The sequence below is a fragment of the Pseudomonas sp. Pseusp18 genome (genome assembly GCF_059506005.1).
Genome location: NZ_CP169240.1, coordinates 4,626,274 through 4,638,322, shown reverse-complemented (window position 1 = coordinate 4,638,322; position 12,049 = coordinate 4,626,274). Strand labels below are relative to the sequence as shown.

8 protein-coding genes are annotated in these 12,049 nt (G+C 60.4%); 7 read left to right on the top strand and 1 reads right to left on the bottom strand.

The features are described 5' to 3' along the window. The first annotated feature begins 137 nt into the window (after positions 1-137). From prpC to prpD, 4 genes are all read left to right on the top strand, one after another. A complete protein-coding gene (prpC, locus tag ACEN9A_RS20540) occupies positions 138-1,265 on the top strand; it encodes a bifunctional 2-methylcitrate synthase/citrate synthase (RefSeq protein WP_018925251.1) in 1,128 nt (375 codons plus the stop codon). A 108-nt stretch (positions 1,266-1,373) separates the two neighbouring features. After that, entirely contained in the window at positions 1,374-3,968 is a 2,595-nt protein-coding gene (gene acnD, locus ACEN9A_RS20535; protein ID WP_258670232.1) for a Fe/S-dependent 2-methylisocitrate dehydratase AcnD, read from the top strand. A 52-nt stretch (positions 3,969-4,020) separates the two neighbouring features. After that, positions 4,021-5,211 carry a 2-methylaconitate cis-trans isomerase PrpF gene (gene prpF, locus ACEN9A_RS20530; RefSeq protein ID WP_258670229.1) on the top strand — a complete coding sequence of 397 codons (1,191 nt, stop codon included), beginning with the start codon at positions 4,021-4,023 and terminating at the stop codon, positions 5,209-5,211. Between the two features lie 153 nt (positions 5,212-5,364). Further along, a complete protein-coding gene (gene prpD, locus ACEN9A_RS20525; RefSeq protein ID WP_258670227.1) occupies positions 5,365-6,849 on the top strand; it encodes a 2-methylcitrate dehydratase in 1,485 nt (494 codons plus the stop codon). A 41-nt stretch (positions 6,850-6,890) separates the two neighbouring features. On the opposite strand, the gene ppsR is transcribed toward prpD, so the two are convergent. Further along, on the bottom strand, positions 6,891-7,709 hold the full coding sequence (gene ppsR / locus ACEN9A_RS20520) for a posphoenolpyruvate synthetase regulatory kinase/phosphorylase PpsR (RefSeq protein WP_019648260.1): 819 nt from the start codon (positions 7,707-7,709) through the stop codon (positions 6,891-6,893). Between the two features lie 174 nt (positions 7,710-7,883). Here ppsR and ppsA point away from each other — a divergent pair, with 174 nt between their 5' ends. From ppsA to rraA, 3 genes are all read left to right on the top strand, one after another. Beyond that, positions 7,884-10,259 (top strand): phosphoenolpyruvate synthase, encoded by a 2,376-nt coding sequence (gene ppsA / locus ACEN9A_RS20515; RefSeq protein ID WP_258670222.1) that lies wholly within the window; start codon positions 7,884-7,886, stop codon positions 10,257-10,259. A gap of 93 nt (positions 10,260-10,352) precedes the next feature. Beyond that, on the top strand, positions 10,353-11,342 hold the full coding sequence (locus ACEN9A_RS20510; RefSeq protein WP_019648262.1) for an alpha/beta fold hydrolase: 990 nt from the start codon (positions 10,353-10,355) through the stop codon (positions 11,340-11,342). Positions 11,343-11,534: 192 nt separating this feature from the next. Next, the gene (gene rraA / locus ACEN9A_RS20505; RefSeq protein ID WP_018925259.1) at positions 11,535-12,026 is read left to right on the top strand and encodes a ribonuclease E activity regulator RraA; all 492 of its coding nucleotides are present in this window, start codon (positions 11,535-11,537) and stop codon (positions 12,024-12,026) included. Positions 12,027-12,049: the final 23 nt, after the last annotated feature.

The following is a 12,049-nucleotide window of genomic DNA, read 5'->3' as shown; positions in this document are numbered from 1 at the left end:
ATAGAGATCAAAAGATCGCGCAGCCCCTGTAGGAGCTGTCGAGCGAAGCGAGGCTGCGATCTTTGGGCATCACCCAATAACCTGATGAATCACAATTTGCCGATTCCCTAACAAATTCAAGAAAACTGGAGACAGCAATGGCCGAAGCAAAAGTACTCAGTGGCGCCGGGCTCCGTGGCCAGGTTGCCGGGCAAACCGCACTGTCCACCGTGGGCCAGTCGGGCGCCGGCCTGACCTATCGCGGCTATGACGTTCGCGAACTGGCGGCGGACGCACAGTTCGAAGAGGTGGCTTACCTGCTGCTGTACGGCGAACTGCCGACCCAGTTACAACTGGCCGGCTATACCGAGAAACTGAGCAAGCTGCGCGACCTGCCGCAAGCGCTGAAAGAAGTGCTGGAGCGCATCCCCGCCGACGCCCATCCGATGGATGTGATGCGCACCGGCTGCTCGTTCCTGGGCAACATTGAGCCGGAGAAGGATTTCTCCGAGCAGCACGACAAAACCGACCGCCTGCTGGCCGCGTTCCCGGCGATCATGTGCTACTGGTATCGCTTCAGCCACGACGGCAAGCGCATCAACTGCGTGACCGACGAAGCCTGCATCGGCGGCCATTTCCTGCACCTGTTGCATGACAAGAAACCGAGCGAATTGCACGTCAAGGTGATGAACGTTTCGCTGATCCTCTACGCGGAACACGAATTCAACGCCTCGACCTTCACCGCCCGGGTGTGTGCCTCGACGCTGTCGGATCTGTATTCCTGCATTACAGCCGCCATCGGTTCCCTGCGCGGCCCGCTGCACGGCGGGGCCAACGAAGCGGCGATGGAAATGATCGAGCGCTTCAGCTCGCCGGAAGAGGCGGTCGAGGGCACCCTCGGCATGCTGGCACGCAAGGACAAAATCATGGGCTTCGGCCACGCGATCTATAAGGACAACGATCCGCGCAATGAGGTGATCAAGGGCTGGTCGAAAAAACTCGCCGACGAAGTGGGCGACACGGTGTTGTTCCCGGTTTCAGAAGCCATCGACGCAACCATGTGGGAACAGAAGAAATTGTTCCCGAACGCCGACTTCTACCACGCCTCGACGTACCACTTCATGGGCATCCCGACCAAATTGTTCACACCGATCTTCGTCTGCTCACGCCTGACCGGCTGGGCGGCGCATGTGTTCGAACAACGTGCCAACAACCGCATCATCCGTCCAAGCGCCGAGTACGTCGGCGTCGAACAGCGCAAGTTCGTGCCAATCGAACAACGCTGACCGAGGAGGGCGCCGGTACTGGTTACTGAATCCCGACCTCTGTAGGGGCGGGGTTCAGCCCGGTGCCAGGCGCCCACCTTTTGAAATTACCGTGACCGAGTCCTGACGATGAACACTGAATTCCGCAAATCGCTGCCCGGCAGCTCTCTGGATTATTTCGACGTCCGTGCGGCGGTCGATGCCATTACACCCGGCGCCTACGACACCCTGCCGTACACCTCCCGCGTGCTGGCGGAAAACCTCGTGCGTCGCTGCGACCCTGCCACGCTCACCGATTCCCTGAAGCAACTGATCGAGCGCAAACGCGACCTCGACTTCCCGTGGTTTCCGGCCCGCGTGGTGTGCCACGACATTCTCGGCCAGACCGCCCTGGTGGACCTTGCCGGCTTGCGCGATGCCATTGCCCTGCAAGGCGGCGACCCGGCGCAAGTGAACCCGGTGGTGCCGACGCAATTGATCGTCGATCACTCGCTGGCCGTCGAGTCCGGCGGCTTCGATCCCGAGGCTTTCGAAAAGAACCGCGTCATCGAAGACCGTCGTAACGAAGACCGTTTTCACTTCATTAACTGGACCAAGAAAGCCTTCAAGAACGTCGACGTGATCCCGCCGGGCAACGGGATCATGCACCAGATCAACCTGGAGAAAATGTCGCCGGTGATCCAGGTGCGCGACGGCGTGGCTTTCCCTGATACCTGCGTCGGCACCGACAGTCATACCCCACATGTCGATGCACTGGGTGTGATCGCCATTGGCGTTGGCGGTCTGGAAGCGGAAAGCGTGATGCTCGGCCGCGCGTCGTGGATGCGTTTGCCGGAAAGCGTTGGCGTCGAGCTTACTGGCAAGCTGCAACCGGGCATCACCGCCACCGACATGGTGCTGGCGCTGACCGAATACCTGCGCAAACAAAAAGTCGTTGGCGCATGGCTGGAGTTCTTCGGCGAAGGCGCTTCCGCGCTGACCCTCGGCGATCGCGCGACCATTTCCAACATGGCCCCGGAATACGGCGCTACGGCAGCGATGTTCTACATCGACCAACAGACCATCGACTACCTGAAACTCACCGGCCGTGAAGACGAGCAAGTGCAACTGGTCGAGAACTACGCCAAACAGACCGGCCTGTGGGCCGACAGCCTCAAAGGCGCGCAGTACGAGCGTGGGCTGAGCTTCGACCTGTCCTCGGTGGTGCGCAACATGGCCGGCCCGAGCAATCCGCATGCGCGTGTCGCGACCTCGGATCTGGCCGCCAAAGGCATCTCCGGCCAATGGGACGATGTACCGGGGCAAATGCCCGATGGCGCGGTGATCATCGCCGCCATCACCAGCTGCACCAACACCAGCAACCCGCGCAACGTTATCGCCGCTGGCCTGCTGGCGCGTAACGCCAACAAACTCGGGCTGACCCGCAAGCCGTGGGTCAAGTCGTCCCTGGCACCCGGTTCGAAAACCGTGGCGCTGTATCTGGATGAAGCCGGCCTGACCAAAGAGCTGGAGCAACTCGGCTTCGGCGTCGTGGCCTTCGCTTGCACCACGTGCAACGGCATGTCCGGCGCGCTGGATCCGGTGATCCAGCAAGAGATCATCGACCGCGACCTGTACGCCACCGCCGTACTCTCCGGCAACCGTAACTTCGACGGGCGGATTCACCCGTACGCCAAGCAGGCGTTCCTCGCATCGCCGCCATTGGTGGTGGCTTATGCCATCGCCGGCACCATCCGTTTCGACATCGAAAAAGATGTACTGGGCGTGGTCGATGGCAAGGAAATCCGCCTGAAAGACATCTGGCCGAGCGACGAAGAAATCGACACGGTGGTCAAGGCCTCGGTCAAGCCGGAGCAGTTCCGCCAAGTGTACATTCCGATGTTCGCCATCCACGAAGACACCGGCCCGAAAGTCACGCCGCTGTACGACTGGCGCGAGATGAGCACCTACATCCGTCGTCCGCCGTACTGGGAAGGCGCGCTGGCCGGCGCGCGTCCGCTCAAGGGCATGCGCCCGCTGGCGGTGCTGCCGGACAACATCACCACCGATCACCTGTCGCCTTCGAACGCGATCATGCTCGACAGCGCAGCGGGTGAGTACCTGGCGAAAATGGGCCTGCCGGAAGAGGACTTCAACTCCTACGCCACGCACCGCGGCGACCACTTGACCGCGCAGCGCGCAACCTTCGCCAACCCGAAACTGTTCAATGAAATGGTGCAGGAAAACGGCAAGGTCAAGCAGGGGTCTCTTGCCCGCGTAGAGCCGGAAGGCAAAGTGATGCGCATGTGGGAAGCCATCGAAACCTACATGGAGCGCAAACAGCCGCTGATCATCATTGCCGGCGCCGACTATGGCCAGGGTTCGTCCCGGGACTGGGCGGCCAAAGGCGTGCGTCTGGCGGGGGTGGAAGCGATTGCCGCCGAAGGTTTCGAGCGCATTCACCGCACCAACCTGGTGGGCATGGGCGTGCTGCCGCTGGAGTTCCAGCCGGGCACCGATCGTAAAACCTTAGGAATAGACGGCAGCGAAACCTATGACGTGATCGGCGATCGCACCCCGCGCGCGACTCTGACGCTGGTGATCAACCGCAAGAACGGCGACCGCGTCGAAGTGCCGGTGACCTGCCGCCTCGACACCGCCGAAGAAGTGTCGATCTACGAGGCCGGCGGCGTGTTGCAGCGTTTCGCTCAGGACTTCCTCGAAGAGTCGGCGGTTGCCGTTTAACACGACGAGCCGCGCGGGATTTCAAGTCCCGCGCTGGCCATACAGGATCAATATGGCTCACGCATCTCAGATAAAAATCCCTGCCACCTACATGCGCGGCGGCACCAGCAAAGGCGTGTTCTTCAGCCTCAAGGATTTGCCCGAAGCGGCGCAGATGCCAGGCACCGCCCGCGATGCCTTGTTGCTGCGCGTGATCGGCAGCCCCGATCCGTACGAAAAGCAAATCGACGGCATGGGTGGCGCGACATCCAGCACCAGCAAAACCGTGATCCTGTCGAAAAGCATCAAGGCCGATCACGACGTCGATTACCTGTTCGGTCAGGTCGCCATCGACAAACCTTTCGTCGACTGGAGCGGCAACTGCGGCAACCTGTCGGCGGCGGTCGGTTCGTTCGCCATCAGCAATGGCCTGGTGGATGCCAGCCGCATTCCGCACAACGGTGTGGCGGTGGTGCGCGTGTGGCAGGCCAACATCGGCAAGACCATCATCGCTCATGTACCGATCACCAATGGCGAGGTGCAGGAAACCGGTGATTTCGAACTCGACGGCGTGACCTTTCCGGCGGCCGAAGTGCAGCTCGAATTCATGGACCCGGCGGCGGAAGAAGAGGGTGGCGGTGGTTCGATGTTCCCCACCGGCAATCTGGTGGATGACCTCGAAGTGCCGGGTGTCGGTACGCTCAAGGCAACCCTGATCAACGCTGGCATCCCGACCATTTTCATCAACGCCGAAGACATCGGCTACACCGGCACCGAGTTGCAGGGCGCGATCAACAGTGACCTGGAGGCTTTGGCGATGTTCGAAACCATCCGCGCTTACGGCGCGCTGCGCATGGGGCTGATTCAGCATCTGGACGAAGCCGCCAAGCGTCAGCACACGCCGAAGGTGGCGTTCGTTGCCCCACCTGCGGATTACATCGCGTCCAGCGGCAAGAAGATCACTGCCACCGACATTGATTTGCTGGTGCGCGCGCTGTCCATGGGCAAGCTGCACCACGCCATGATGGGCACGGCCGCGGTGGCGATCGGCACGGCGGCGGCGATTTCCGGCACCTTGGTCAACCTGGCGGCGGGCGGTATCGAACGCAACGCCGTGCGCTTCGGCCATCCGTCCGGCACCTTGCGCGTGGGCGCCGAGGCCACTCAGGTCAACGGTGAGTGGACGGTGAAAAAAGCCATCATGAGCCGCAGTGCCCGGGTGTTGATGGAAGGTTACGTTCGCGTGCCGGGGGATTCTTTCTAGCTTGATGTATCCCCCGTAGGAGCTGCCGAAGGCTGCGATCTTTTGATCTTGATCCTACAGTTGATCCTGTTGCCAAAATAAGAAAGTAGTAACTGACAGAGACTACCCTGAACCGAGGTCCCATCAACGAACCACTGACCGAGTGAATCGAACATGAGCGCCAACGTCGACCTGAACACCCGCCCCGACTACGACACGGTTCTGCAGGACATCGCCGACTACGTCCTCAATTTCAACATCCAGTCGCCCGAGGCGCTTGATACCGCCCGCAATTGCCTGATGGACACCCTCGGCTGCGGCTTGCTGGCGCTGCGTTTCCCCGAATGCACCAAACACCTGGGTCCTATCGTCGAAGGCACTGTCGTCCCCTGCGGCGCCCGCGTGCCCGGCACCAGCTATCGTCTCGACCCGGTCAAGGCCGCTTGGGACATCGGTTGCATCGTCCGCTGGCTCGATTACAACGACACCTGGCTCGCCGCCGAATGGGGCCATCCGTCCGATAACCTCGGCGGTATTCTCGCGGTGGCCGACCACCTGTCGCAAAAGCGCCTGGCCAATGGCGACGCCCCGTTGACCATTCGCGCTGTGCTGGAAGCCATGATCATGGCGCACGAGATTCAGGGCGTGATCGCCCTGGAGAATTCGTTCAACCGCGTCGGTCTTGATCACGTGATTCTGGTGAAAGTCGCCTCGACCGCCGTCACTGCCAAACTCATGGGCGCCAATCGCGAGCAGCTGCTGTCGGCGTTGTCCCATGCCTTTGCCGACGGCCAGGCGCTGCGCACTTACCGACATGCGCCGAACGCCGGATCGCGTAAATCCTGGGCGGCCGGAGACGCGACCAGTCGGGGCGTGCGTCTGGCGGACATTGCGATGCGTGGTGAGATGGGCATCCCCGGCGTACTGACCGCCAAGCAATGGGGTTTCTACGATGTACTGTTCAGCCACACCAACAACGACCTGGGGCTCAAGCCTGAAGGCAAGCGAGCTTTCAGTTTTTCCCGGCCGTTCGGCAGCTATGTGATGGAAAACGTGCTGTTCAAGATCAGCTTCCCCGCTGAGTTCCACGCGCAAACGGCCTGCGAGGCTGCCGTCACCCTGCATCCATTGGTCAGGAATCGCCTGCATGAAATCGACAGGATCGTTATCACCACCCACGAATCAGCGATCCGCATCATCTCCAAGGTCGGCCCGCTGGCCAACGCTGCGGACCGCGATCACTGCCTCCAATACATGACCGCCGTACCTCTGGTATTCGGCAATCTGGTGGCCGAGCAGTACGAAGACGACTTCCACGCCGCGCACCCGATTATCGATTTGCTGCGCGACAAAATGGTCATTGTCGAAGACCCGCGTTTCACCCGCGAATACCTGGAGGCGGACAAACGCTCCATTGCCAACGCGGTACAGGTGTTCTTCAAGGACGGCTCCAGCACCGATAACGTGATGGTGGAGTACCCGATCGGTCATCGCCGGCGCCGTGCTGATGGCATTCCGTTGCTGGAAGACAAGTTCAAGGCCAATCTGGCGACGCGCTTCACGGCTCAGCGAAGCGCCGAGATCCTTGCGCTGTGCAAGGACCCGGCAGCACTTGAGGCGACACCGGTGAACCGGTTTGTGGATTTGTTTGTGATCTGAACCGGGTGTACACGACACTCGGTAGGAGCCTGCGGCAGCTCCTACTTAAAGCGCCGCTCCACACCTTTCTCCACCAGAATCTTCGCCGAAATTTCTTCCACGGAGAAATGCGTGGAATTGATGTGGGGAATGTTCTCGCGTCGGAACAGATTCTCCACCTCGCGCACTTCGAATTCGCACTGCGCGTAGCTCGAATAGCGGCTGTTGGGCTTGCGTTCGTTGCGGATTGCGGTGAGGCGGTCCGGGTCGATGGTCAGGCCGAACAGCTTGTGCTGATGGGCGCGCAGGGCGGTCGGCAGTTGCAGGCGCTCCATGTCGTCTTCGGTCAGCGGGTAGTTGGCCGCGCGGATACCGAATTGCATGGCCATGTACAAACACGTCGGTGTTTTGCCGCATCGCGACACGCCTACTAGTATCAGATCAGCTTTGTCGTAATAGTGCGTGCGGGCGCCATCGTCATTGTCGAGGGCGAAGTTCACCGCCTCGATGCGCTCCATGTAATTGGAGTTATGGCCGATGGAGTGGGATTTGCCGACGGTGTAGGAAGAATGCTCGGTCAGCTCCTGTTCAAGGGGCGCCAGGAAGGTCGAGAAAATGTCGATCATGAAACCATTCGACGTTGCGAGAATCTCACGAATGTCCTGATTGACAATGGTGTCGAAAATAATCGGACGAAAACCATCGTTTTCGGCGGCTTTGTTGATTTGTTGTACCATTGCCCGCGCTTTATCAGCGTCGTCGATGTACGGTCGTATGATTTTGCTGAAGGTAATGTTTTCGAACTGCGCCAGCAGGCTTTGGCCGAGGGTTTCGGCGGTAATGCCGGTGCCATCGGAGATAAAGAAAGCAGATCGTTTCATTTGCACCTTGGGCCTTAAGCTAGTATCGATTCTTGGATATAGTAGGCGCGATTTGTCGGCCACCGATGGCCCGCATTCTCACTTATTTTCCAGGTCCAGGCCATACAGCCGGCAAAGGCTCCCCCGAGTCGCCGGCTTCTGAGCTTTTCCAACACAGTTAGTGGAGAGATCACCTTGGTAGAGTACGTAGTTTCCCTCGATAAGCTCGGCGTCCATGATGTAGAGCATGTGGGGGGCAAGAACGCATCCCTGGGCGAGATGATCAGTAACCTTGCAGGCGCCGGTGTATCGGTGCCAGGTGGCTTTGCCACGACAGCTCAGGCTTATCGTGATTTTCTGGAACTGAGCGGCCTGAACGATCAGATCCATGCCGCCCTCGACGCCCTGGACGTCGATGATGTAAACGCCTTGGCCAAGACCGGCGCCCAGATCCGTCAATGGATCATGGAAGCCGAGTTCCCCGAGAAGCTCAACGCCGAGATCCGCACCGCGTTCGCCACGCTGTCGGCCGGCAACCCTGACATGGCCGTGGCCGTGCGCTCTTCCGCTACCGCCGAAGACCTGCCGGACGCTTCCTTCGCCGGTCAGCAGGAAACCTTCCTGAACATCCGTGGTGTCGAAAACGTCATTCGCGCCGCCAAAGAGGTGTTCGCCTCACTGTTCAACGACCGCGCCATTTCCTACCGCGTCCACCAGGGCTTCGACCACAAGCTGGTGGCCCTGTCGGCCGGTGTGCAGCGCATGGTCCGCTCCGAAACCGGCACTGCCGGCGTGATGTTCACCCTCGATACCGAATCGGGCTTCCGTGACGTGGTGTTCATCACCGGCGCCTACGGCCTGGGTGAAACCGTCGTACAAGGTGCGGTGAACCCGGATGAGTTCTACGTCCACAAAGGCACGCTGGAAGCCGGCCGCCCGGCCATCCTGCGTCGCAACCTGGGCAGCAAAGCCATCAAGATGATCTACGGCGACGAAGCCAAGGCTGGTAAATCGGTCAAGACCATCGACGTGGACAAGGCCGATCGGGCACGTTTCTGCCTGACCGACGCCGAAGTCAGCGAGCTGGCCAAGCAGGCGATGATCATCGAGAAGCACTACAAGTGCCCGATGGACATCGAATGGGCCAAAGACGGCGATGACGGCAAGCTCTACATCGTGCAGGCCCGTCCGGAAACCGTGAAGAGCCGCACCCAGGCCAACGTCATGGAACGTTACCTGTTGAAAGAAACCGGCACCGTGCTGGTGGAAGGTCGCGCCATCGGCCAGCGCATCGGCGCCGGCAAGGTGCGGATCATCAAGGACGTGTCCGAGATGGACAAAGTCCAGCCGGGCGACGTTCTGGTTTCCGACATGACCGACCCGGACTGGGAACCGGTCATGAAGCGCGCCAGCGCCATCGTCACCAACCGTGGTGGCCGTACCTGCCACGCGGCGATCATCGCTCGCGAGCTGGGCATCCCGGCCGTGGTCGGTTGCGGCAACGCCACCCAGCTGTTGAAAGACGGCCAGGGCGTGACCGTTTCCTGCGCTGAAGGCGACACCGGTTACATCTTCGAAGGCGAACTGGGCTTCGACATCAAGAAAAACTCCGTGGATGCCATGCCGGAGCTTCCGTTCAAGATCATGATGAACGTCGGCAACCCGGACCGCGCCTTCGACTTCGCGCAGCTGCCGAACGCCGGTGTGGGCTTGGCCCGTCTGGAATTCATCATCAACCGCATGATCGGTGTGCACCCCAAGGCGCTGTTGAACTACGGCGGCCTGCCGCAGGAAATCAAAGACAGCGTCGACAAGCGCATTGCCGGTTACAACGACCCGGTCGGCTTCTACGTCGACAAACTGGTCGAAGGCATCAGCACCCTGGCGGCAGCGTTCTGGCCGAAAAAGGTCATCGTGCGTCTGTCGGACTTCAAGTCCAACGAATACGCGAACCTGATCGGCGGCAAACTCTACGAGCCGGAAGAAGAAAACCCGATGCTGGGCTTCCGTGGCGCTTCGCGTTACATCAGCGAATCGTTCCGTGACTGCTTCGAGCTCGAATGCCGCGCCCTCAAGCGCGTGCGTAACGAGATGGGCCTGACCAACGTTGAAATCATGGTGCCGTTCGTCCGTACCCTGGGCGAAGCGAGCCAAGTGGTCGATCTGCTGGCTGAAAACGGTCTGGCCCGTGGCGACAACGGTCTGCGCGTGATCATGATGTGCGAACTGCCGTCCAACGCGATCCTGGCTGAAGAGTTCCTCGAGTTCTTCGACGGCTTCTCCATCGGCTCCAACGACCTGACCCAGCTCACCCTGGGCCTGGACCGTGACTCCGGGATCATCGCGCACCTGTTCGACGAGCGTAATCCTGCAGTCAAGAAGCTGCTGGCCAACGCCATTGCCGCGTGCAACAAGGCCGGCAAGTACATCGGCATCTGCGGTCAGGGCCCTTCGGACCACCCGGACCTGGCCAAGTGGCTGATGGAGCAGGGCATCGAAAGCGTTTCGCTGAACCCCGATTCGGTACTGGAAACCTGGTTCTTCCTGGCTGAAGGTCAGGCTCAGGCCTGATTCGTGAATGAAGCCTCGGTCAAGTGGCCGAGGCTTTAAGGTTCAAGTAGGGCGGGCTCCATGTGGATGCCGCCCTTTTTTGTGCAAGAGCATATGCAAAGTAGCAGCAACCTATTTCCTGTCGCCCTGATCAGCGCCGAGCGGCGCGGCGATCTGAGCGAAGACGTCTATCGTTTGAAACCCGGCAACAGCCCCGACGGCACCGTTGAGCTGGCTGTGACACGCCTGGGCCTGGCCGATGAGCCGGCGGTGCGTGGCGTGCCGGTGATTCTGCTGCACGGCAGCTTTTCCAATCGGCGGTTCTGGTTCTCTCCCAAAGGCTTGGGCCTGGGCGCTTACCTGACGCGTCTGGGATTCGATGTGTGGATTCCGGAAATGCGTGGTCACGGCCTGTCTCAACGCAACCAGAACTATCGCAAGAACAGCGTCGCCGACTATGCGCGTTACGATTTGCCGGCCATTGGCGCGTTCGTGCGCGAGCAAAGCGGCCAGATCCCGCACTGGATCGGCCATTCGCTGGGGGGCATTACCCTGGCCGCGGCATTGGGCGGCCAGTACCTGGGCGAGCCCGCCGTGGCTTCCGCGGCGTTTTTCGGCACGCAAGTCAGCCGTACTTACTGGCCGTTGAAGTTTCCACCGGTGGAGTGGAGCGGGCGCTTCATTCTCAAGCGTTTTGCCCAATTGTCGGGCTCTCGGCTCAAGCGCGGCCCGGAGGACGAGCCGATAGGCCTGGCCCTGGAAAGCATGCGTTGGTACGGGCTGTTCGGCCGCTTCGGCGATGCCGACAAAGACTGGTGGGCGGGTTTGGCCGAGGTGCAATTGCCGGTGCTGGCCGTGAGTGCCGCGGGCGATCATCAGGACCCGACCTGGGCCTGCCATAAGTTGTTTGATCAAGTCGGCTCCGAGCACAAGCAGTTCATCACCCTTGGCCGCGAGCACGGCTTTGGCGATAATTTCGGTCACGTGGAAATGCTGGTCAGCAAGGCTGCGCAGGCTGAAGTCTGGCCGTTGGTGGCTCGCTGGCTGGCGGATCAACAGACACCTTTACTGGGTGAAAAGCCGGATTTGGCCACAGCGATTTGAGCCTGATGCTCTAACAAGGGCATTTCTCTCTGGTCGGCTTGCGGCTAATATGTGACGCATTGAGTGGTTCTGGTCACTTTGAGTGGCTGATGCGGTCGCTGGGTTCGTGCGAGCGGAGCGATTTGCAACCGTCCAGCCTTGGCCCGAGTATGCTGCATACTCGATTGTCTTCCTTGTTACAGGAGTTTCTCGATGAACCATTACCTCACGCCTGACCTGTGCGACGCCTATCCGGAGCTGGTGCAGGTGCTGGAACCGATGTTCAGCAATTTCGGCGGCCGTGATTCTTTCGGCGGCGAAATCGTGACCATCAAATGTTTCGAAGACAACTCGCGGGTCAAGGAGCAAGTCGAGCTCAAGGGCAACGGCAAGGTGCTGGTGGTCGACGGTGGCGGTTCCCTGCGCCGCGCGCTGTTGGGCGACATGCTGGCCGAGAAAGCCGCGAACAACGGTTGGGAAGGGCTGGTGATCTACGGTTGCATCCGCGACGTCGACGTCATCGCGCAAACTGATCTGGGGGTTCAGGCCCTGGCCAGTCACCCGATGAAAACCGACAGGCGCGGTGTTGGCGATCTCAACGTTGCCGTGACCTTCGCGGGCGTGACCTTTCACCCGGGCCACTACGTTTATGCGGACAACAACGGCGTGATCATCTCGCCAAGCCCGCTGAAAATGCCTGAATAAGCGCTGCTGGCTTTTTGTTTCAA

What these genes read in the sequence shown, in the direction of transcription:
- rraA (WP_018925259.1), top strand. Translation starts at nt 11,535, where the DNA reads ATGAACCATTACCTCACGCCTGACCTGTGCGACGCCTATCCGGAGCTG.
- acnD (WP_258670232.1), top strand. Translation starts at nt 1,374, where the DNA reads ATGAACACTGAATTCCGCAAATCGCTGCCCGGCAGCTCTCTGGATTAT.
- prpC (WP_018925251.1), top strand. Translation starts at nt 138, where the DNA reads ATGGCCGAAGCAAAAGTACTCAGTGGCGCCGGGCTCCGTGGCCAGGTT.
- prpF (WP_258670229.1), top strand. Translation starts at nt 4,021, where the DNA reads ATGGCTCACGCATCTCAGATAAAAATCCCTGCCACCTACATGCGCGGC.
- ACEN9A_RS20510 (WP_019648262.1), top strand. Translation starts at nt 10,353, where the DNA reads ATGCAAAGTAGCAGCAACCTATTTCCTGTCGCCCTGATCAGCGCCGAG.
- ppsR (WP_019648260.1), bottom strand. Translation starts at nt 7,709, where the DNA reads ATGAAACGATCTGCTTTCTTTATCTCCGATGGCACCGGCATTACCGCC.
- prpD (WP_258670227.1), top strand. Translation starts at nt 5,365, where the DNA reads ATGAGCGCCAACGTCGACCTGAACACCCGCCCCGACTACGACACGGTT.